The organism is Ruminococcus sp. AM42-11 (assembly GCF_003480145.1).
In the GTDB taxonomy this organism is placed as follows: Bacteria; Bacillota; Clostridia; order Lachnospirales; family Lachnospiraceae; genus Blautia_A; species Blautia_A faecis.
Genome location: NZ_QUIO01000032.1, coordinates 1 through 21,283, shown reverse-complemented (window position 1 = coordinate 21,283; position 21,283 = coordinate 1). Strand labels below are relative to the sequence as shown.

Annotated in this window: 21 protein-coding genes; 18 read left to right on the top strand and 3 right to left on the bottom strand. The window is 35.8% G+C overall.

Annotated features, from left to right (window positions below; genetic code table 11):
• Positions 1 to 305: 305 nt before the first annotated feature.
• The 3 genes from DW904_RS16620 to DW904_RS16610 all read left to right on the top strand — a co-directional run bounded on the left by DW904_RS16620 (position 306) and on the right by DW904_RS16610 (position 3,832).
• Positions 306 to 1,463 (top strand): glycosyltransferase, encoded by a 1,158-nt coding sequence (locus DW904_RS16620; RefSeq protein ID WP_118582861.1) that lies wholly within the window; start codon positions 306 to 308, stop codon positions 1,461 to 1,463.
• 22 nt (positions 1,464 to 1,485) lie between these two features.
• Positions 1,486 to 2,397, top strand: coding sequence for an acyltransferase family protein (locus tag DW904_RS16615; protein ID WP_147422339.1), 912 nt, complete (start codon positions 1,486 to 1,488; stop codon positions 2,395 to 2,397).
• Positions 2,398 to 2,752: 355 nt separating this feature from the next.
• Positions 2,753 to 3,832, top strand: coding sequence for a glycosyltransferase family 2 protein (locus DW904_RS16610; RefSeq protein WP_118582855.1), 1,080 nt, complete (start codon positions 2,753 to 2,755; stop codon positions 3,830 to 3,832).
• Positions 3,833 to 3,887: 55 nt separating this feature from the next.
• Here DW904_RS16610 and DW904_RS16605 read toward each other — a convergent pair whose 3' ends face one another.
• Positions 3,888 to 5,147: a hypothetical protein gene (locus tag DW904_RS16605; RefSeq protein ID WP_118582852.1), complete on the bottom strand. Its 1,260-nt coding sequence runs from the start codon at positions 5,145 to 5,147 to the stop codon at positions 3,888 to 3,890.
• A gap of 130 nt (positions 5,148 to 5,277) precedes the next feature.
• Between DW904_RS16605 and DW904_RS16600 the strand changes: the two genes are divergently transcribed.
• Genes DW904_RS16600 through DW904_RS16560 form a run of 9 tightly spaced genes read left to right on the top strand, consistent with a single transcriptional unit; the run spans position 5,278 to position 14,673 of the window.
• Positions 5,278 to 5,946 (top strand): hypothetical protein, encoded by a 669-nt coding sequence (locus DW904_RS16600; RefSeq protein ID WP_147422338.1) that lies wholly within the window; start codon positions 5,278 to 5,280, stop codon positions 5,944 to 5,946.
• Entirely contained in the window at positions 5,930 to 7,843 is a 1,914-nt protein-coding gene (locus DW904_RS16595) for a DUF2142 domain-containing protein (protein ID WP_195699619.1), read from the top strand. Before DW904_RS16600 ends, DW904_RS16595 begins: the two co-directional genes overlap by 17 nt.
• A gap of 26 nt (positions 7,844 to 7,869) precedes the next feature.
• Positions 7,870 to 9,315 (top strand): flippase, encoded by a 1,446-nt coding sequence (locus tag DW904_RS16590; protein WP_118582844.1) that lies wholly within the window; start codon positions 7,870 to 7,872, stop codon positions 9,313 to 9,315.
• Between the two features lie 18 nt (positions 9,316 to 9,333).
• Positions 9,334 to 10,212: a glycosyltransferase gene (locus tag DW904_RS16585; protein ID WP_118582841.1), complete on the top strand. Its 879-nt coding sequence runs from the start codon at positions 9,334 to 9,336 to the stop codon at positions 10,210 to 10,212.
• Positions 10,209 to 11,303 (top strand): glycosyltransferase family 1 protein, encoded by a 1,095-nt coding sequence (locus DW904_RS16580; protein WP_118582838.1) that lies wholly within the window; start codon positions 10,209 to 10,211, stop codon positions 11,301 to 11,303. The genes DW904_RS16585 and DW904_RS16580 overlap by 4 nt, the downstream gene beginning before the upstream one ends.
• Before the next feature lie 17 nt (positions 11,304 to 11,320).
• Positions 11,321 to 12,442 (top strand): glycosyltransferase family 1 protein, encoded by a 1,122-nt coding sequence (locus DW904_RS16575; protein ID WP_118582835.1) that lies wholly within the window; start codon positions 11,321 to 11,323, stop codon positions 12,440 to 12,442.
• A gap of 1 nt (position 12,443) precedes the next feature.
• Complete coding sequence (locus DW904_RS16570; protein WP_118582832.1) at positions 12,444 to 13,169, top strand: glycosyltransferase family 2 protein; 726 nt, start codon at positions 12,444 to 12,446, stop codon at positions 13,167 to 13,169.
• A complete protein-coding gene (locus DW904_RS16565) occupies positions 13,166 to 13,534 on the top strand; it encodes a DUF2304 domain-containing protein (protein ID WP_118582829.1) in 369 nt (122 codons plus the stop codon). The genes DW904_RS16570 and DW904_RS16565 overlap by 4 nt, the downstream gene beginning before the upstream one ends.
• A 2-nt stretch (positions 13,535 to 13,536) precedes the next feature.
• Entirely contained in the window at positions 13,537 to 14,673 is a 1,137-nt protein-coding gene (locus tag DW904_RS16560; RefSeq protein ID WP_118582826.1) for a glycosyltransferase family 4 protein, read from the top strand.
• Between the two features lie 185 nt (positions 14,674 to 14,858).
• On the opposite strand, the gene DW904_RS16555 is transcribed toward DW904_RS16560, so the two are convergent.
• Positions 14,859 to 15,383: an IS630 family transposase gene (locus tag DW904_RS16555; protein ID WP_226855193.1), complete on the bottom strand. Its 525-nt coding sequence runs from the start codon at positions 15,381 to 15,383 to the stop codon at positions 14,859 to 14,861.
• 333 nt (positions 15,384 to 15,716) lie between these two features.
• Between DW904_RS16555 and DW904_RS22625 the strand changes: the two genes are divergently transcribed.
• The 4 genes from DW904_RS22625 to DW904_RS16535 all read left to right on the top strand — a co-directional run bounded on the left by DW904_RS22625 (position 15,717) and on the right by DW904_RS16535 (position 19,279).
• Positions 15,717 to 16,034, top strand: coding sequence for a hypothetical protein (locus DW904_RS22625; RefSeq protein ID WP_147422337.1), 318 nt, complete (start codon positions 15,717 to 15,719; stop codon positions 16,032 to 16,034).
• 60 nt (positions 16,035 to 16,094) lie between these two features.
• Positions 16,095 to 16,325 carry a DUF1653 domain-containing protein gene (locus DW904_RS16545; RefSeq protein ID WP_118582817.1) on the top strand — a complete coding sequence of 77 codons (231 nt, stop codon included), beginning with the start codon at positions 16,095 to 16,097 and terminating at the stop codon, positions 16,323 to 16,325.
• A 110-nt stretch (positions 16,326 to 16,435) separates the two neighbouring features.
• Positions 16,436 to 18,217: an AAA family ATPase gene (locus tag DW904_RS16540; protein ID WP_330634165.1), complete on the top strand. Its 1,782-nt coding sequence runs from the start codon at positions 16,436 to 16,438 to the stop codon at positions 18,215 to 18,217.
• A 123-nt stretch (positions 18,218 to 18,340) separates the two neighbouring features.
• Entirely contained in the window at positions 18,341 to 19,279 is a 939-nt protein-coding gene (locus DW904_RS16535) for a glycosyltransferase family 2 protein (protein ID WP_118582814.1), read from the top strand.
• Positions 19,280 to 19,584: 305 nt separating this feature from the next.
• On the opposite strand, the gene DW904_RS24635 is transcribed toward DW904_RS16535, so the two are convergent.
• Positions 19,585 to 19,719, bottom strand: coding sequence for a hypothetical protein (locus DW904_RS24635; protein ID WP_279254403.1), 135 nt, complete (start codon positions 19,717 to 19,719; stop codon positions 19,585 to 19,587).
• A 133-nt stretch (positions 19,720 to 19,852) separates the two neighbouring features.
• Here DW904_RS24635 and DW904_RS16530 point away from each other — a divergent pair, with 133 nt between their 5' ends.
• Together DW904_RS16530 and DW904_RS16525 are read left to right on the top strand one after the other, a co-directional pair.
• Positions 19,853 to 20,614, top strand: coding sequence for a hypothetical protein (locus DW904_RS16530; RefSeq protein WP_118582803.1), 762 nt, complete (start codon positions 19,853 to 19,855; stop codon positions 20,612 to 20,614).
• A partial coding sequence (locus DW904_RS16525) for a transglutaminase-like domain-containing protein (RefSeq protein ID WP_202187753.1) occupies positions 20,581 to 21,283 on the top strand: 703 nt, incomplete at its 3' end. The genes DW904_RS16530 and DW904_RS16525, both read left to right, overlap by 34 nt.

Here is a 21,283-nt window from a genome sequence, read left to right as displayed (position 1 = left end):
GAAACTATTATAGCAAATTCGAAATTACTTTCCTAGTGATAAAAGGTAGAAAAAAACGTGAAAAAATTGTGAAGGGTTACTGTTTCAGGAGAAAATTGCAGAGCGCCTGCGCTGTTACTGTTCAATCCGTTCACAGTAACGCGCTTCGCGGAACGTTACCAGTGAGCAGTAACGCTGCGCTACTGTCCTGTTTGGTGATTTGCTGTGGGGAGTTGCGTTTCCTGTCATATTTCGTTATAATAAAAGTCAAAGACTCAAAAACAGATTTTTACCGATTGACAACTTATTATACAAGGAGTTTCTATATGAGCTTTTGGAATACCCTGAAACAGAAATTACGAAGCTTTATTCCGGTAAGCCGCACCTATATGGACAATAAGCTGCGTGAACTGGAAAAAGAGAATAAACGCCAGGAAAAAATCCTCCTGGAGCTTCAGAAAAACAGCCAGTCCATGCTGGAGCTGAAGGAATATGTGTCACAGGAACTGCACCGCCGGGACGACTGGGGAAAACGGGCTGCACAGGTGCAGCGTGAAGCGAAAGAACGCCAGATCTGGGTGATCAAATGTCCTGCTCCTGAGGAAAAAAAGATCCGTTGGGGCGATTATGCGTATGCAGTTGCCTTGAAACGTTACCTGGATCGAATGGGAATGTACACTATAATTGACCTGCACGAAGACTGGGACTGTGAAGTGAACGCAGATGTGGTTCTTGTACTTCGAGGCTGCGAATTTTACCGTCCGGATCGCCGAAACACCAAATGCCTCTACATTATGTGGAATATCAGCCACCCGGAGATGGTTACCCAAGAAGAATACCAGCTCTATGATATTGTATGCGTAGGTTCCCGCCATTATGCCAGGGAGCTTCAGGCGAAGCTTACGGTTCCTGTTTATCCATTGCTTCAGTGTACAGACACTGAGCTTTTTTACCCGGATCAGGCAGCTGAATGCAGCCGTGGAAAAGATTATTTATTTATTGGAAATTCCCGTGGTGTGGCCCGCCCCTGTGTATTATGGGCAGCACAGGATAAGCTTCCGCTGAAAATCTGGGGTGCCGGCTGGAAAGCCATGTTAGGCCCAGATAAGACCATGGTACAGGACGTTTTCATCGAAAACAGCCAGATTCCCGCCCTTTACCGAAGTGCCCGCGTCACATTGAACGACCACTGGAAAGACATGCTGGATTACCAGTTTGTGAATAATCGCATTTTCGATGCCCTGGCCTGCGGTCTCCCGGTAATATCTGACTGCTGCGATGAGCTCAGGGAAATCTTTCCGGAAGCAGTGCTGTACTATAGCAATAAAGAAGAATTCCACCAGTGCGTGAAGAAAATTGAGAACAACTATGAAGAAGTGAAAGCAAAAGTCGACGAGCAGTGGCCGGTGATTAAGGAGCAATATTCCTTTGAGGCGAGAGCAAGGGAACTGGTGGAGATTGTGGAGAAACATTTGCAAAAGTAATAAGTTTATCAGCTGAAAAAGAATGGGAAAGAGAATGGAAAAGCAAAGAGATACTCTGATCGATTTATTGAAGGGGATTGGAATAACTTCAATTGTTATAGGACATTCAAGTTGGATACTGCCAGGATGCAATTTTCCAATTGGTCCATTTGTTTACACATATCATTTAATGATATTCTTTTTTGTTGCAGGGATGAGCTTTAAACCGCGTAACGATATAACGCCATATATGCAAATTGGAAAACGGTTAGGAGGAGTACTCCCCATTTATGTGAAATATAGTATTGTGTTTATTCTTTTGCATAATTTTTTTCTGAAAATTCATATACTTAAGAGTGATACAATTGTATATGGAAAATTAGATATTATAAAACTAATATTTGAGGCATGTATTTTTGGAACATCCGAGGCTATGCTGAGTGCATTTTGGTTTGTTTCAATGTTTTTTATTGGTGTAAGTATGTTTATGTTATTGTATTATCATGCTGAAAAAATGAAATATCCAATAATATGGCATATTTTATGTGGAGTTTTAACTGCTATAGTTGGCATTTGGTTAAATGATAACGAGGTTATTTTGCAGTATCATATACAGACTTCTGTTCTTGGAATTACAGTTATTTATTTGGGATATTTATTTCAGCATTACCGTCAGTATATGATGAAATATTTACAATGGTGGTTATCTCCAATTTTAGGCATTGTTATTTGGAAAATTCTATCTCTCAATATAGGAATGGTTGAATTGTCGGCAAACATGATTCTTCATCCGTTGATTTTTTATCCAATTACAATACTGGGGATTACTTTCTGTATTTGTATTGCTCAGGGATTTGATAAGGTTGGAGTATTACGGACATTATTTTGTACAGCTGGAAAAATAGCTATCATATTATGGCACTTCATATTATTACTTTCAAATGTTTTGATTTGATGATTTGCAAGATATGGAAGCTTGGAAATGAAACACTGGAATGTTTTCCTTATTCCTTTGAAAAGTTATGGCCCATTTATTATATTGTGGGTGTGGCAGTACCATTGATTTTGGTATATGGAGAAAGATGGTTAATAGAAAGAACTAGAATAGCCATAAATAAAAAGTTTTTAAAGTAATAGCAAATCAAATGAATTAGTTTAGTTTCTTATCTTTTATATATGGTGATGTCGAGGTAGGAGACATGTTTGTTTTGTGAAAAAAAGTTAATAGAAAAAACGAGAACTTCGGCGCGAAACGTGTTACTGAGCGCGGAGTGAACAGTGATATCTTTAGAGAAAAGTGTGGAGAAAATATGCAGAGTTTAAAAAAAATAATTTACAAAGTGCCCATAATTGATAAGCTAATAAAAAAATGGGAGAAGTGTAATAACGAGATAACGAAACTGAGGAGCGAGAATAAAGAACTGAAAGCTTGTATTCAAAAAATGAGTTTTGAAGTAAGGCGAAATGAAGTTTTTCGAGAAATTGATAATATTCATTTCAGAAAAGTACAGAGAGACATGGAAGCAATGTGCCATCCAGAAAGGAGTATCTTGAAGCAGGCACATCCCTTGGTATCTATCATCATAGTAAATCATAATGGAAAAAGTCAGCTTTCAAAGTTATTAAAATCTTTGCATGAAAGAACATTTTATGACAATTTTGAAATCATTATGGTCGACAATGCGTCGGAGGATGAATCTTTAGACATTATAAAAGAATATCAGGCGGTACTTCCAATAAAAGTGATTCGAAATGATGAAAATCTTTCTTTTTCAGCCGCAAATAATATTGGAGCAAACTATGCTGAAGGAGAGTATCTTTTATTTCTAAACAATGATACTGAAGTAACTGATGGCTGGCTTGATGAATTGCTGCTTAGTGCGCTGAATAACGAGAATGTGGGTGCAATCGGAGCAACATTAGTTTATCCTGAAATTCCAAATTACAGTATTAATAAAGGGAAATCGTACACAATTCAGCATGAAGGAATTGCCTTTCGTGACGGAATACGGGAAAATATTAGATATTGGCAACCATATAATGTAAATAATGGTGAAGAATTGCATGCTTGTATGAGCAGAGAAGACCATGAGTGGGCATGTGTAACTGCGGCAGTTTTACTTGTGAGAAAAGAAAATTTCTGGCTGTGTGAAGGATTTGACGAACAATATCTTTATGGATACGAAGATGTAGATTTTTGCTTGAAATTGCAGAAAAGAGGATTACGTAATTATTGTTGCGGTAATTGTCTGGTATTTCACTATGAGTTTGGAACTCAAAGTACAGATGAACCTACTGTGGTTCGAGAAAGACGCGCAAGGAATATGATTATTTTTCGAGGAAAATGGCAAGATTATTTGCAGAAAAGAATGGAGTATAAAGAAGCTTAATTAAAATAAGGGCTTTATGTCAAAACTGTAATTATTGACATAGAGCCCTTGAAGTTTAATTAGATACTAAATTTAATTTAGAAAGTTTAATGTTAGGAAAAAGAGCGTATCCCATTGTCTGAGTGTCCATATTATAGTAAGCAATTTTACGATTTCCATTACTTGAACCAGAACAGGAAACTGTTTTGCCTAGTAAAGAAGAGTAATCTTCTGCTTTGTAAGTAGTTCCGTATATTTCAGAAGAGTTTCCTTTTTGGATAAGGAGGGTGGCACGGTTGCCAGAAGAATTAAGCTCTTCATAAATAACTTTGCCTGTTACGGACAGATCCTCATCTTTGTAATAATATGGATACTTGCAAATTTCTTCATAGCTGAAAGTAAGATGCAACGGGTCGATATTTGTTTCATTTGTTTGCCAGTAATATGCGTTGAAAACTGGAATCGGCTTTTTTAAATCATTATCGTCGATAGTGCTACAATATTTTATACTTGCAAGAAAATCTGAATCTGTAATCAAATTTTCAAAAGTATCAAAGTCCATTTGATAACCAAGAGAATGTTCGTATAGGGAAAGCTGATTCTGTGAGTAATCATTTATGCTGTCTAGCATACCATAAATGTCAATGGTATCACCTATTGAAACATTTTCGATATTGGTTGAAAAAGCGGACTGGATAGATGTATTAGGATAGTTGAATAAAAATAGATGATTATCAGTATCTCGTATTTTTATATAACCGTGTGTTGGAATTTCATAAAGCTCTACTACAGTTCCGGAAAGCTTAACCGGTATGTCTGAGTAGTTATACGGTGTATTGATTAATGTTTCGTAATCTAAAGTAACTGCGGATGCATTTAATTCCTTTACTGACCGGCAATGATCAAACCAATCTAAATCTAAAAGTGTACCATTTTTTGAGTAGGTAAAAATTTTTTTGCATGGTTTACCGTTCTTGGTTTCAAAAATTTGGTAAGTTCCATCTGGAAAAGTAGTTTTTACCTCTTTTTTAATAATTCCTTTTTTGAATGTGACTTCCTGTATGGTTCCATCTTGATAGGAAATGATACAGGTACCATCGAATGAATTTAAGGCCTCGGACCAATTACCAGTGATCGTAAATGTGGAATCGCTTTGATCAGAAAATAATGAAAAAACAGATTCACCATCATTATTTTTTTCTAACGTACCATAATACATATTATTGAAAACATTAACAGAAACAGTATCCTCCTTTTCGGCAGCACTTATTGGAAGTGCTGATAGAAATAAGAAAAGAATAGATAATGAAAAAAAGTATAACAATTTTTTTGGCATAATATAATCTCCTTTAAAAATATATTACTATTTGAAACAGAATTCGTCAAATAAAAACGCCTTGTTTTTACTAGGATTTTTTGCTACAATTGAAAATATTAATAGATATTTATAAAAAAAGGAAAAAAGTATGAATAAACAATTAAAATGGGTACTACGTGTAATAAATATTGGATGCTTTTTGGCGCTGATTTTATCCTGCATAGTCCCGATAGAGCGAAAAGAAACTCTAACATCTAATATTGATGTAAGTAGTTATGGAAATTTACATAGTATTCCAAGAATTGGGTCGATTACAGATGAGAAACAGATGAAACTAAAATTTAACCTATATGATGAAAAATTGTATGGTGTAAATTTATATTTTGGTGTGGATGGTGACGATGAAAACGGAAAAGTTACCTGTGCTATTGAATATAATAATGAAACACTTACAAAACAAACTTTTTCAGTGAAAGAACTGGCTTCATTGACGGAAGGAACTTCGCTGAATTCAGTAGAAATTCTTGTGAATGATTTCGAGAAAAGAGATGGAGAATATACGGTTGTAATAAAGGGAACAGGAATTTCTTCAGAGACTCGTGTATCGCTTTTAGGAAATATAAATACGGGAAGTTATTTTAGATACGAAGAATCTGGAAGTTATGGGGAATATTATTCAATTTTATATGCAATTGAGACTCTGAACCCCAAACATCCGTATGTATGGGCATGTGCATTGATTTTTGCATTGAGCTTATTGAGTAGTTATGTTTTTTACATCAGTTATGAGGAGAGTAAGGTTGAAACTGTTAAATAAAGCAAAAGATATAAAAAAATACAAAAGAATATTGGCTGTGTTGGCTATTGTATTACTGACGGCTTTTATTGAAATTATCTTCAACTTTCAGTCAATTATTGGTGGATATGATTGGATGGATGTTACTGAACATATGAAATTGGAAGAAGAAGGTGAGTATGAAAAATATGTGATTGATTTTACAACAGATAAAGCATTATATATTAAGCAAATAAGACTTGTTGGCGAATTTGCAAGTGATGATGCATATGTGATGGAAGTCCAGCAACTTAATGGATTTGGCAAATCGGAAAAGGTAAGTTATTGGGATAATATTAGTACGTGGTTTTCTGAAAGTTATACTAATTTAAATAAGAAAGTTAAAGCTATTAAAATAACTCTTTATAAGCCAGAGAAAACGGAATTACATTCAGTTGCTTTTTCAAATCGTTTTGAGATTAATAAATATCGGGTATTATTTGTAGTATGCTTGCTTGCATTATTGTATGCAATGATATTTGAAAAAAAATTTGTACAAAAGGTTGAATGGTATTTCCTTTGTTTTTCGCTCGTCTTTGGGCTACTTGTTATAATTTATGCACAGCCGACTTATAATGCCTGGGATGAAGAGGTACATTTTCAGAATGTTTATAGTATTGCCAGTGGTAAGCATGTAAAGTGGTCCGAGGCTACACAGACTATAATAGATAAAAAAACTCCAAGTTGCAATACGAAGGCGGAATATGCAGAATTGCGAGCTGCAATGAATGAAAAAGGAAGAGAAGTTCTACATTTGGAAACAAAAGAGACGGGGGTTGTTTCATATTCCTTTTTGGCATATATTCCTATGGCTATTATGATGAAAATTGGAATGCTGCTTAATTTTTCATTTTCAAACATGTATATGCTTGGGAAAATTGGAAATCTTTTATTTTATGTTGCAATCATGTTCCTAGCTATTAGATTAGCAAAAAAGAAGAAATTGTTTTTGGTATTTATAGCAATGATGCCGACGTCAATTTATTTAGCTGCTTCTTATTCGTATGATGCAGTGGTTTTTGCCTGTGTAACATTGGGAAGCGTTTTATGGTGCAATGAAATGTTCTATTCACAGAAAAAGTATCAGGCTGTAAATATGATTAGCTCGATTTTTCTTTTTTCTGTAGGCTGTCTATCAAAGGCTGTGTATATTCCATTGATTCTTGTTATGTTGCTATTACCACGAGTTCAGAAAATGAAAAAAAAGTATAAGGTTATATTTTGGATTGGAATATTGACAATTTTGGGGTTAGTACTGATGACATTTGTTCTGCCTGTATTTTCTAATACAATTGCTGGAAATGTATCTTTTGGAGGAGATTCCAGAGGGGGAGATACAAGTGTTGTAAGACAGATGCTTTCTATGATTCAGCATCCATGGGCAACTATAAAATTATTAGTTACTGATATTTTGAGGTTTGATAATTTTAGAAACCTTGGAGATCCTTCTTCAAGTAACTATTTTGTAGGGAATTTGATGTTCTTAAATTTTGGTGCATTAGGTGTATTATCGCATAAATGGGTTGTGCTTTTGCTTCCGGTACTCTTACTTACGCTGATTTATAGAGATAAGCAGGATAGTGTGATTTCCTACAGTTCTTTGTATAGATTATTTATTATTTTTGTTATAATAATTACAGTTATATTAATTTGGGTTGCATTGTATTTAAGCTTTACTCCAGTGGGAGTAGAATCTATAGCTGGTGTTCAGGCAAGATACTATTTGCCCTTACTTTATTTAGTAGCGTTGTTGGTTACAAACAAAAAAGTATATATACAGATATCTGGAGAAAGCGTTTCGAAACTTGTTCTGTTATCAGCAAATATATTTTGGCTTGTATCAATATATAGCTTTTTTCTGCAACCAAGATTATTGTAAGTCATAAGAAAACATAAGGGGAACAGATGAGTCAAACGAAATCGCTAAAAGTTAATTCAGTTATAAATATAATAAAAACTGTACTGAGTATTATTTTTCCACTGATCACATTTCCATATGCTTCCAGAGTATTGGGGGTAAACGGAATTGGAAGAGTCGATTATGCGAATTCTATATCGAATTATTTTGTCCTTTTTGCAGAATTAGGCATTACGACGTATGCTGTAAGAGAAGGTGCAAAGATACGTGAAAATAAGGAACAATTAAATCAAGTATGCAGTGAGATTGTTATTATCAATTCTATTTCGACTGCTGTTGCTTATGCAGGATTGGTTCTGTGCTCTTTCCTACCTGTGTTAAAAAATTATCAGAATATTCTGTTGCTATGCGGAACTACTATGATTTTTAATCTGATAGGTGTGAGTTGGGTTTTTAATATATTTGAGGATTATGTATATATTACCGTCAGAACGTTTGTATTTCAGGTTCTTGCCCTCATATGTATGTTTTGCTTTGTCCGCAGCCGTGATGACTATATTATTTATGCTGGGTTAGTAGTGATGGCAAATGTTGGATCAAATATTTTTAATATATTTTATAAGAGAAAATATATCAGACTTTTTGGAAGAAAACATTATGAGTTAAAAAAACATTTGCCTCCTATATTGATTATTTTTGGAATGAGTGTAGCGTCACAGATTTATTTGAATATGGATACTACAATGATTGGTGCAATGAAAGGTGAAACTGAGGTAGGTTTATATTCAGCAGCAGTAAAACTCAACAGGACGTTGACGACTTTGATTTCCTCTGCATGTACAGTATTGATTCCACGGCTTTCCTATTACATAAAACAAGGAATGGAGAAGGAATACAAGGAGATTATTTATAATGCAGTAAATTACTTAATTGGACTTGCCATACCTTGTGCATTTGGATTTATATTATTGAGTAATGAGTTGATTACGATTTTTAGTGGCGCTGAATTTCAGAATGCTGTTCCAATTATGTGCATTTTAAGCCCGAATATTGTTTTATCAGCGATTAATGGCTTGTTGGTTTTTCAAATATTTGTTCCATTTGGCAAAGAAAAAGATACATTAATTTCAACAATTGCAGGCGCATGTGTAAATATGTTATTTAATTTTATCTTGATTATTCCTTATGGGGCAAGAGGTGCAGCCGTAGCAACAATTATTGCGGAAGGAACTGTATATCTTATTCTGAGCATCAAAATGAGAAGATTTTATAGAAATGTCAAGTTGTATGGTGAATTATGGAAATATTCTGTGGCTGGGCTTGGTATGTTTGCTGTTGGCTTGTATATAAGAACATTTAATTTAACTATTATTCCAAGTATTTGTGTTACGGTATTGAGTTGTGTGGTAGTGTATTTTATATTATTAAATATCTTAAATGCCCAAATAATTGGACCAATAAAAGAAATAGTAAAGCAGTTCAGAAGTAAGTAGTTAAAGGAAGGAAAAAAGTTGGGTGTATCAGTAATTATTCCATACTATCATGGAAATAAATATTTAGAAAATTTATCAAAAGTGTTAGCTGATAATATTAAAGAATATGAAAAAAAGTTTGATGAGAAAATTGAAATTCTGTTTATAAATGATAGTCCTGGGGATGCTTTGGAAAAAGAATTTTTAAAAGAAATTAGTGGATATTATCGGATAATCGAAAACAATAAGAATTATGGAATACATAAAACCCGAGTAAACGGCATTTGCGAAGCTAGTCAGGAATATATATGGATGTTGGATCAGGATGACATTGTATCAGAAAGATGGCTATTAAGTCAGTTTGAATGTATTCAAAAATATAAAACTGATATGGTAATAGCAAATGGAAAAAGACAGATATCCGGGAAAAATTATCCAATATTTAAAAATGATAAGACACTAAAAGATGCAACTACCATTGCACCATATGTTGCATTTGGAAATGTTATTGCATCTCCTGGTCAATGCCTAATTCGTAAAAGTGCGATCCCTGTTTTCTGGATGGAAAATATTCTATGGGAGAATTGTGCTGATGATATGTATCTCTGGATGCTGATGTTTGGAGAAAAGCTAAACATCAGTTATAATCCGGAATATTTATATACGCATGTTTCTACAGGGGAAAACTTTTCTTCAAATGAAAAACAAACAATTTATTCCGAATATAAGGTGATTGATCTGTTACGGAAAGCAGGGGGCATTAAAGAATGGTACTTGAGATTCTATGCAGAACGCTTGAAAATAAGAAATAGATATTTCTTTGAGATTAAGAAAAAGTGGCTGTCACAAATATATTATGTAGTAACAGAAATAATAAAAATTTTAGTATTCTGGTTGGTGAAATATTTTAAAATATGAAGATGAAAAAAATATTAATATATGGTCTTAGTAATATGTATGGGGGCGTAGAGGCCTTTATCTTAAATTATGTAAATCATTTACCTGAAAATAAATATACAGTTGAACTTATTATTATGAATAGGACTCCGCAATATTTGGGAGAAAAATTAAAACGAGAAGTAAAAATTCATTATGTTCCAGAAAGAATAAAAAATCCTTTGGGATATAACTGTAGGGTAAATGAAATAGTAAAAAAAGGAAATTATGATATTCTCTGGTGCAATTTCTGCACACTTTCAGATATTACCTGGTTAAAAGCAGCAAAAAAATATGGAATTCCGGTTAGGATTGCACATAGCCATAATTCTGAAAACATGGGGAGTAAATTAGTTTTGATTTCTCACTTACAACACAAAAAAGCTATCAGCAAATATGTTACACATTTTTTTGCATGCTCTGATGTTGCTGGAAAATTTATGTTTGGTGACAATATTGTAAAACAGAACAACTATTGTCTGATTAATAACGCTATTGAAACAGATAAATACTCCTATAATGAAAATATAAGAATGAAAACTCGATTAGATCTTAAGATAAGTGATAAGATTGTTATTACGAATGTTGGCAGATTTCATTTTCAGAAAAATCATAGCTTTTTAGTTAATGTTTTTTCAGAATTTTATAAAAAATATCCAACTTCTGTTTTGCTGTTGATTGGTGATGGAGAGCTTATGGAAGAAGTGAAAAATCAGGTTAAAAAGCTTGGTTTGACGGATTGTGTTATGTTTTTGGGGAATAGAGGAGATGTTGACCGGCTAATGCAGGCAGCTGATCTGCTTTTGATGCCATCCAGATTTGAAGGACTTCCAGTTTCTGCTATAGAGGCGCAGGCTTCAGGATTACCATGTCTGTTTTCTGATACTATTACTACACAGGTGAAGATTACGGAGTCAGTAAAATTCGAAAGTCTTGAGGCACCGTTGGAAAAATGGGTGGAAGATATGGAAGAATTGTTAAAAGAACATCGCAAGGACACAAGAGCACAAATTATTAGTGCTGGTTATGATATTGAAGAAAATGCAGAGCACATTTTTGAGAGATTTTTGTAAAAAAGGGAGTTGTAATAATGAGTGAGTGTATTCATGTTCTACACGTTATAAGAGCAATGGATAGAGGTGGTGCAGAAACTATGATTATGAATCTGTATCGTCATATTGATCGAAGTAGAATTAAGTTTGATTTTTTGGTACATGTAGAAAATAAATGCGACTATGATGATGAGATTTTAAAATTAGGAGGTCGAATTTTTCACATTATTCCATATAGAATATATAATTATGGGTCTTATAAGAGTCAGTTTAAGAAGTTATTGGAAGCGCATCCAGAAATTCAGATTGTACATGGACATATTGGAAGTAGTGCATCTGTATATTTAAGAGTCGCAAATAAATTAGGACGATATACAATTGCACATAGTCATGCACTTAACAAAATGGACAATCTTTCGGATATTATTTTCAAAATTATGACATTAGATAACAGATGGATCTCTGATTATTACTTAGGATGTTCTTATCAGGCTGGTGTAGATCAGTACGGAAAAAAAGTAGTTTCTTCTGAAAAGTTTAAGGTTTTAAACAATAGCATTGATGCCAGTAAGTATGTTTATGATTCTGAAATACAAAGAAAAATGAAAACCTCTTTAGGAATGGAGGGGAAAATTGTATTTGGACATGTGGGACGTTTTATTCCCTTGAAGAATCATACTTTTCTTTTGGAAGTTTTTTCGGAAATTGTGAAAATTGAACCTAAAGCAGAGTTTATATTAGTGGGACGCGGGGGACTAGAAGATAAAATAAAAAGAAAAGTGCAAGATATGAAACTTGTAGATAAGGTACATTTTCTGGGAGTGAGAGAAGATATTCCTGAGCTTATGATTATGATGGATGGATTTGTTTTTCCTTCTATTCACGAAGGTTTGGGAATTGTAGCAGTTGAAGCTCAAGCAGCAGGTCTTCCATGTTTGATTTCAGAAGGAGTTCCGGATGAAGCTATAGTGACACGGTGTGTTAAGAGAGAGCAGATTGCAGCAGGTGCAAAAGTGTGGGCTGAGACAATTCTGGATATGTATAAGAACATACCTCGCATAAATAGATTGGAAGAAATAAGAACTGCCAACTACGATATATATGAAACAGTAAAACAACTAGAAAATATTTATACGAAAGCTGTAAATGAGGAAAAATAGAATGAAAATATTACTTATTATTCCGGCCTATAATGAAGAAAATTGTATTACCAAAGTAATTGACGAATTGGTTGAGAGATATCCTCAGTATGATTATATCATTGTAAATGATGGTTCAACAGACCATACCTCTGAAATTTGTCATAAAAGTGGATATGAAATTATAGATCTTCCAATTAATTTAGGATTGGCGGGTGCATTTCAGACTGGATTAAAGTACGCATATTTAAAAAATTATGATTATGCTATGCAGATGGATGCAGATGGACAGCATTTGCCTGAATATATTGAAGCGCTGATCAAAAAAATAAATGAAGGATATGATATTGTAATTGGTTCTCGGTTTGTAACGGAAAAAAAACCGAAATCTATGCGTATGCTGGGGAGTAATATGATTTCATGGGCAATTCATATGACTACCGGAGTCAGAGTTATGGATCCGACATCTGGAATGCGTATATTTAATCGAAACATGATTAAGGAATTTGCCAGTAACATTAATTATGGACCAGAACCTGATACCATTTCATTTTTGCTTAAACAGGGAGCAAAGATTGGAGAAGTACAGGTGAAAATGGCAGAGAGAATTGCCGGCGAGAGTTATCTGAATTTTACAAAATCAATTTGGTATATGACGAAAATGCTAATTTCAATTATTGTATTGCAGAATTTTAGAAAGCGAAAATACGAGGTTGAGATAATAAATAGTGAGGAGGTCGAAAGATGATTTCTCTTGTATTTAGGATTGCCTTGATTGTTTGTTCTATTTTGACAACAGTTTTTATGATCAAAAAGATAAGAAATTCGAAACTTCAGATAGAACATGCTATTTTTTGGCTCATGTTTGCATTTCTTCTGATTGTAATAAGTTTGTTTCCACAACTTACGATTTGGGGTGCTAAACTGCTTGGAATTTATTCTTCTACCAACTTTATTTTTTTGGTAATTCTCTTTATTGTCATTATAAAATTGTTTATGGCAACAATCGAAATTTCAAATTTGGAATACCGTATTAAAGAATTGTCACAAAAAATAGCTATAGATGAGAAATTTGAAACAGACAGTAATGATAAAGATCAAAAGGATAGTTAAAAATGAAAAAAGTATGTATTTTTTCAGCACAGTATTTACCTACCGTTGGAGGTGTTGAACGGTATACTTATAATATTGCAAAGCAACTGCAGAAAAAAGGGATAGATGTTACAATTGTTACATCTAGAATTTCAAAACTGAAAGAATTTGAAATCGAAAATGGGATTAAAATATATCGCCTGCCCTGCTATAATCTGATGAATGGAAGGTTTCCGACCGTAAAGTTTAACGGAGAATACCGTAAACTGATGAGAATGTTGAAGAAACAAAAATACGATTTAGTGATTACAAATACTAGATTTTATATTCATTCTCTTGTAGGAGTAACATTCGGGAGAAAGTATGCAAAACGCAATATTGTTATTGAACATGGTACGTCACATATGTCTGTACATAATGCGATACTGGATAAAATGGAGCGGATTTTTGAACATGGAATTACCTGGCTTGTAAAAAGGCAGTGCAATGAGTTCTATGGTGTATCACAGGCTTGTTTGGAGTGGCTTGGACATTTCCATATTAATGGTATTTCTACATTGTATAATGCCGTTGATATGGATGATATCAATAATTTGCTGAATCGGAAAGATGACATGAGAGACAAATATAGTATTCCCGAAAATGCTATTGTAATAGCATATACAGGCAGGTTGATTGAAGAAAAAGGGGTGCTGCAGTTACAGTCTGCTTTTCAAAATATTCAGAAGTGTTTTCCGAATAGTTATTTAATTATGGCGGGAGACGGAGTTTTATATCAGAGATTAAAGGAAAGTAATACAAAAAATATGATACTTATGGGGCAGGTTACTTTTGAAGAGGTTGTAAGTTTGCTAAAAGTATCTGATATTTTTTGCTTGCCATCTGTATCAGAAGGAATGCCTACTTCTGTAATGGAGGCTATTGCTTGCCATAACTTTGTTATAACAACTGAGCGAGGTGGTGCAAAAGAAATTATAGTAGACGATTCTTATGGAATTATTTTAGAAAATAACAAAAAAGATCTGGTTGAGAAGGCGTTACTTCGTTCAATGGAAAATAGGAAATATCGAATATCTGCAACTGAAAAAAGTTATGAACGTTTGATAAAAGGTTTTACGTGGGAAAAAGTTGCAGATAAAATAGAACATGAATTTTTATAAAAAGTAGTAGTATTGCATCCATCTAGTTTTTAAAGTATCGTTGGATATAGCTTTGCCAGCTTAATTCTGGCATCAGCTGTTGTAAACTGCCAATTTGTTTTTACGCATCTCGCATTTCGGTTAACTGTCCAGTTACGAACCTGTTTTTCAAAACTTTCGAAATCTGGAAATGGTTTTGCAAGTGCCTAGCGGCTCATAACTCCTATTTCGATTTCTGCCATATCCAACCAGCTGCCATGTTTTGGCGTGTAATGCCATTCAAAACGTTTGGTTAGTCGATTTGCTTCTTCTGCTGAAAACGCCTTGTACAAAGCAGACGGCGCATGGATATTTAAGTTATCTGTGACCAATATGATTTTTTCCGCTTTTGGATATAGCTCATCTGCTGTATAGCGAAGAACTTCAGCAAAATCGATTGCTGTCCGAGTCTGTTTTACAACAGTTTCCCGTTTTCCTGCCAGCGGCTCAGATATCATAAAGATATCTGCAACTCCATTCCGGACATAAACAGAATCTACTTTTTCCGGTTCCCCAGGTTTACAGGGAATCCGTTTTTCAAGGATCAGCTGTTTATTCGTTTCATCAATACAAATTACCGGTCTGGACGGATCATATGGTCTTTGATATACATCCAGAACATCCTCCATTTTTGCTACGAATTCAGCATCAGCCTGGGGTTTGGAATTGAGGGAACTGCAACTGGGGCATATGGAATACCATTACAACAAGTTGCAAGGAGTGTTGTGTACGAGGGTAACATATCGAATGAAGAAAAGTCTTTTTTGAATGAAATTATGCCGCTGGAGAAATATATAGATAATTATAGGCCAGGATTAGTTGATCATATGAAGTGGAGTGAAGATTTTAATACAGAGTTTTTAAGGAACATAAGAAGGAGTTTCTAAAGGTATGGATGTCACTGCTAATAAAAAATCCTATATTATTCATAGAAGCATGGGCTATGGAAACTTGTGGCTTCTGGAGGCTGAGCTATTGGGAATTAAATGTATGGGAGCACCAAGAGAGACTAGTGAGTTTAAAAAGTGTATGATATTACAAGTGGTAGTCTTCTTGGGGAAAATTCGAGTATTGATTTAACTGTAAAAAAGTATTTTTCAGTTGTGACGCAAATGCCATCTGTTGCATTGTGCTTATGGATTTCATTATTTATGATTCTGTATGCACTAGTAGAAGGAAAATGGCGTTATCTACTATTTTTTATTCCTTGTTTGGGAAATATAGCCACACTATTAGTAGCTACACCAATTACTTACTGGCCACGTTATGGATTATCTTTCATTTGCCTGTTACCGATTAGTGCTCTTTTTCCATACTTGCTCAAAGAGTTAGAAGAGAGTTAAGACACAAAGAAAAATAGATATTTAGCTGAACTTGTCAAGTTAATAAAAAGGAGCATAACGATGAGACAAATTGAGACGAACAGAAAGTATAAGCATTTTAAAGGAAATGAATATAAAGTTTTATATATAGCAGAGCATTCTGAAACTGGAGAACAGTTTGTTGTGTATCGGGCTTTGTATGGTGACTTTAAAGTGTATATTAGGCCTTTAGAAATGTTTGCCTCAGAAGTGGATCGTGATAAGTACCCGGAAGTGAAGCAACGATATAGATTTGAACTTGTAGAAGACTAGATAATCCCCTTGCCCGCCGATTCCCCATGTAGTACAATGTAACTACATAAGCAATCGGCGGATTTTTATTTCTTTAAAAATATATTATTATGAAATGGGAGGGCGCTTAAATGAAGATTGGTGAAAACTCCAAATCGGAACAGATAAACAATCAGTTATCAGTATCAGAACAGCAAAGTAGCAGTAAAATGAAAATAAAAAACACCTCCCACCAGACAATTTCCCTCGGCAATACCGCCTTCGCATCCATTCGGGAAGCCAATAGCTTCTACATTGACAAAACAGATTTTATCCGCCAATGGTGGAAAAGCCAGGATGTTGCTACGTTGATAACGCGGCCAAGGCGATTCGGAAAATCTTTAAATTTAAATATGCTTGAATGCTTTTTCTCAGAAAAATACAGGGGAGAAGGAGAACTGTTTCGGGGATTATCAATTTGGAATCATGAGAAATATAGAGAAATTCAGGGAACATACCCTGTGATTTTTTTCAGTTTCGCAGACATAAAAGGGCAGACTTTTACCTCCGCCCGGGAGGCAATCTGTCAGGTAATTCAGGATTTATATGCCGAATTTGGATTTTTAAAGGAAAGTGAACGCTTAAGTCAGGAAGAAAAAGATTATTTTTCTCTGGTTGCGCCAATGATGTCCGATGCAGTTGCTGCAATGTCACTGAAGCGTCTTTCTATGTGCTTACACAGTTATTACGGAAAAAAGGTTCTGATTTTTCTTGATGAGTACGATACGCCGTTGCAGGAAGCTTACATGTATGGATTTTGGGACGAATTGACAGGTTTTATGCGTGGATTATTTAATTCCACATTTAAGACAAATCCTTATCTGGAACGAGCTCTGTTGACAGGAATAACGAGGGTTAGTAAAGAGTCTATTTTTTCTGATCTAAACAATTTAACAGTTATAACTACTACTTCGGAGCAATATGCTGATTGCTTTGGATTTACAGAAACAGAAGTATTTGACGCCCTGGAAAAATATGGAATGTCAGATCGGCAAGGCGAAGTACAGACATGGTATGACGGATTTTCCTTTGGAAACAAAAAGGATATTTATAATCCATGGTCAATCACATGTTTTTTGAAAGAGAAGAAGCTAAGACCCTACTGGGCAAATACCAGTTCCAATCAGCTTGTGGGAAAACTGGTAAGAGAAGGATCTGCTCAGATAAAAATGGTCATGGAAGATCTGTTGGCAGGGAAAAGCTTTCAGACGGAAATTGACGAGGAAATTATTTTTGAGCAGCTGCAGCGGAAGAAGGGGGCAATCTGGAGTCTGTTTCTTGCTGGCGGTTATTTGAAAGTTGTAAAGAGTGAGTTTGATGTATCCAGTGGTAGATACAGCTATGAATTGGCTTTGACAAATCAGGAAGTCAAAATGCTTTTTGAAGATATGGTGGAGGGATGGTTTTCTGATGAAACAGTCCCATATAATGATTTTCTGAAAGCTTTTCTGGCAAAAGATCTGGATTATATGAATGAATATATGAACCGTGTAGCAGAAGCGACATTCAGTACCTTTGATACTGGCAGAAATCCGTCTGATGATACCAATCCTGAAAGATTTTATCATGGATTTGTACTTGGGCTGATTGTTGAACTTGCAGGAAAGTATCGGGTTACCTCTAATCGGGAAAGTGGATTTGGCCGATATGATGTTATGCTGGAACCCCTGGAGAAAACGAAAGATGCCTTTGTCCTGGAATTTAAAGTATTTAATCCACGTAAAGAAAAGACATTGGAAGATACTGTAGCAAATGCATTACAGCAGATAAACGAAAAAGATTATGACTGTGAGCTTTTAAGCCGGGGAATTCAGAAAGAGAATATTTTCCATTATGGACTTGCTTTTGAGGGGAAAAAAGTATTGATCGGATAGTTTGGGGAACAATCCCCTTGCCCGTCGATTGTCTATGTAGTAAAATAAAGCTACAAGACAATCGACGGATTTTTTGCGTAAAGAAAATTTACTTAAGAATCGTCGGAAAGGAATGCATTTAAAATGGATAAAATAGCAGTACTAATCCCCTGTTACAACGAGAGCAAAACCATAGAAAAGGTTGTAACAGATTTCAAGAAAGTATTGCCGGAAGCGGTAATATATGTATACGATAATAATTCCACTGACCATACAGATGAAATTGCCCGCAGAGCAGGTGCTGTAGTCAGATACGAATATCAGCAGGGCAAAGGAAACGTTATTCGCAGAATGTTTCGTGAAATTGATGCACAGTGTTATATCATGGCAGACGGAGATGATACTTATCCCGCAGAATTTGCCCCTTCAATGGTTGAGAAGGTATTGAATAAAAAGGTTGATATGGTAGTGGGAGATCGTCTGTCATCTACTTATTTTACAGAGAATAAGCGGCCATTCCATAATTTTGGAAACAGTCTGGTGCGTAAATGCATTAACATTATGTTTAAAACCCAGATAAACGACATCATGACAGGCTACAGAGCATTCAGCTACCAGTTTGTAAAGTCCTTCCCTGTATTATCCAAGGGGTTTGAGATTGAGACTGAAATGAGCATTCACGCAGTTGATAAGAACATGTATATCGAAAATGAAGTGATCGAGTACAGAGACCGTCCCGAAGGCAGCGAATCCAAACTGAATACATATTCAGATGGCTTCCGGGTGCTGAAAACCATAGCCAAATTATACCGCAATTATAAGCCAATGGCATTCTTCGGACTGGTGGCAGCAGTGCTTTTGATCCTTGGAATTGGATTCTTTATCCCGGTATTTGTAACCTTCCTTGAAACCGGACGCGTGGGAAAAATTCCTACTCTGATCGTATGTGGTTTTGCTGTTTTGGGAGCAATTCAGTCATTGTTTTCTGGACTGGTCCTGCAGACAATGGTCCAGAAGAACCGGCAGGATTTTGAAATGGAACTGCAGAGAATACAGGAGCAGTATAATAATTTAGAAAAATAAAATGAAAAAAGTGGAAGCGCGAAAATGAGCTTCCACTTTTTACGTTATATGATTATTGTTGTAGTCTGTATAATAAGAAGAATTTCAATCACCATCATGGTTTCCCATATTTTGCAGCTGTTTTTGTGATCTACTGACACCATCTAAGTTGAGAACAGGGAGCAAGAGGAGGAAAATAACGTTCTTGAATGCCCTGTATATGATTGTAAACATCTTTAACTCAGGAACTGTACAGGTAAATGTCTCTGTAAGAACGGGGGAATCCGAGGACAAGGTTATGGTACCTGTAGGTTTATGAGTTGTCATCATAACGTACTCAATGGGCTGATGAAGGTAAAACGAAACTGGGCTTTATACATAAGAAGACATACACCACTGATAGAGAGAAGAATGATAAAAAGCGAGAGGATATGTCCTGGTATTTTCTTTTCTTTATTCATATATAGAATCTCCTGTGTAAAAAATATTTGTGAAATATGCTCTGCTATTCACACAAAAATAAAATTTCATGTTAAAATATTATAACGAATCGGAAATAAATATGCAATGATTTATAAGAAAAGAGAGGGATAAATGAAGAAACGGAAGCGCTTACTGGTTATACTTTCAACATTTGTCATGGCTGCTCAGCCCCTGTGCGTTGCCGCAGAAATGCAGGATGCAGAAGGCTTTGGGGCAGTAGAAGAAATATGGGCTGACGAGGAGAACGAGGAGAAATTTTCAGCTGCTCCTGAAGTGGGGAATGAGGATTTAAATGGCTTTCAGGCTGAAATTTCCACAGAGGAAAATGACAGGATTGAGGCAGAAGAATCTGGTGAGATCATCTCCGGTGCTATTGCAGGAGATTCCGTTGACAGCGGCATCAGCCTTTTTTCTCTGGACTATTACACGGACAGCTATGGTGCCCAGCTGGATGGAAATGCAAAGGCCTTGTACGATCTTCTGGTGCAGAATTATGTGGTGGATTACAGCCAGTATCTGGAAAGCGTTGATTTTCCTTTTGAATTTCCTGATACCATTACATTTGAAGCAGTTGTTGAGGATGGCAGTTTTCAGAGAAAAGGAGAAAGCTATGTACAGGCTACCGATGATGTGAAAACAGCAATTCAGGCAGCTTCAGATGCTTTTTCCTATGATTATCCACAGGCTTTCTGGTTCAGGGGCAGCAACTATGGATACCGGGTCAGCTGTGTTAGGGATGGGTCCTCTTCTACCGGATACAGGGGAACATTTAAGAATTTCACCTTTAAACCGGCGAACAGGGAAATCAGTGAGAATGCCATACTCGAATGGGGGATTTTATGGATGGTGTTCAGAATGCTGTTGCAGAGCTGAATGAGCAGACTTTGGGCATGGATATGGAGCAGAAAATAAAGCGGATTCATGATTATATCTGTCAGAGAGTTACTTACAGGAACGATAATACTTTGTGGGTGCATTCTGCCGCCTCGTTGTTTCTGGATGCAGATCCTGCATTTGTCTGCGAGGGCTATGCGAAATCCATGAAAATTTTCTGCTATTATATGGGAATAAATTGTGCCTGTGTCAGCGGAACAGCCAGGGGAACTTCTTCAGGAACTCCTGGAGCGCACATGTGGAATTATGTACAGATGGATGATGGAAACTGGTATCTGGTGGATGCCACATGGGATGATGTGGGAATCCCTCCATCTTCACGATATTTGCTGGTGGGACGCTCTACAAAGGGACAATATATTACCATTGGTGAGGAGCGTGTGGAGTATACCAGTTTTTCTACTACTTCAGCAGAAACGGCTGGTCCTGTGTTTATTTTGCCGGTTCTGGCAGAAGAGAGTTATGCAGATAATAAGGGGAAAAATGAGCCCACAGTTACAGTTGTGCCTACAGTGACACCAACTGCGGCGGTAAGTGCGGAACCGACCCCGACTGCAAGTGCGGAACCAACCCCGACCGTAAGCGTGAAACCGGCGCCCACTGTAAGTGCGGAACCGACCCCGACCGTAAGCGTGAAACCGGCGCCCA

What these genes read in the sequence shown, in the direction of transcription:
- DW904_RS16620 (WP_118582861.1), top strand. Translation starts at nt 306, where the DNA reads ATGAGCTTTTGGAATACCCTGAAACAGAAATTACGAAGCTTTATTCCG.
- DW904_RS16615 (WP_147422339.1), top strand. Translation starts at nt 1,486, where the DNA reads ATGGGAAAGAGAATGGAAAAGCAAAGAGATACTCTGATCGATTTATTG.
- DW904_RS16610 (WP_118582855.1), top strand. Translation starts at nt 2,753, where the DNA reads ATGCAGAGTTTAAAAAAAATAATTTACAAAGTGCCCATAATTGATAAG.
- DW904_RS16605 (WP_118582852.1), bottom strand. Translation starts at nt 5,147, where the DNA reads ATGCCAAAAAAATTGTTATACTTTTTTTCATTATCTATTCTTTTCTTA.
- DW904_RS16600 (WP_147422338.1), top strand. Translation starts at nt 5,278, where the DNA reads ATGAATAAACAATTAAAATGGGTACTACGTGTAATAAATATTGGATGC.
- DW904_RS16590 (WP_118582844.1), top strand. Translation starts at nt 7,870, where the DNA reads ATGAGTCAAACGAAATCGCTAAAAGTTAATTCAGTTATAAATATAATA.
- DW904_RS16580 (WP_118582838.1), top strand. Translation starts at nt 10,209, where the DNA reads ATGAAGATGAAAAAAATATTAATATATGGTCTTAGTAATATGTATGGG.
- DW904_RS16575 (WP_118582835.1), top strand. Translation starts at nt 11,321, where the DNA reads ATGAGTGAGTGTATTCATGTTCTACACGTTATAAGAGCAATGGATAGA.
- DW904_RS16570 (WP_118582832.1), top strand. Translation starts at nt 12,444, where the DNA reads ATGAAAATATTACTTATTATTCCGGCCTATAATGAAGAAAATTGTATT.
- DW904_RS16565 (WP_118582829.1), top strand. Translation starts at nt 13,166, where the DNA reads ATGATTTCTCTTGTATTTAGGATTGCCTTGATTGTTTGTTCTATTTTG.
- DW904_RS16560 (WP_118582826.1), top strand. Translation starts at nt 13,537, where the DNA reads ATGAAAAAAGTATGTATTTTTTCAGCACAGTATTTACCTACCGTTGGA.
- DW904_RS16545 (WP_118582817.1), top strand. Translation starts at nt 16,095, where the DNA reads ATGAGACAAATTGAGACGAACAGAAAGTATAAGCATTTTAAAGGAAAT.
- DW904_RS16540 (WP_330634165.1), top strand. Translation starts at nt 16,436, where the DNA reads ATGAAGATTGGTGAAAACTCCAAATCGGAACAGATAAACAATCAGTTA.
- DW904_RS16535 (WP_118582814.1), top strand. Translation starts at nt 18,341, where the DNA reads ATGGATAAAATAGCAGTACTAATCCCCTGTTACAACGAGAGCAAAACC.
- DW904_RS24635 (WP_279254403.1), bottom strand. Translation starts at nt 19,719, where the DNA reads ATGAATAAAGAAAAGAAAATACCAGGACATATCCTCTCGCTTTTTATC.
- DW904_RS16530 (WP_118582803.1), top strand. Translation starts at nt 19,853, where the DNA reads ATGAAGAAACGGAAGCGCTTACTGGTTATACTTTCAACATTTGTCATG.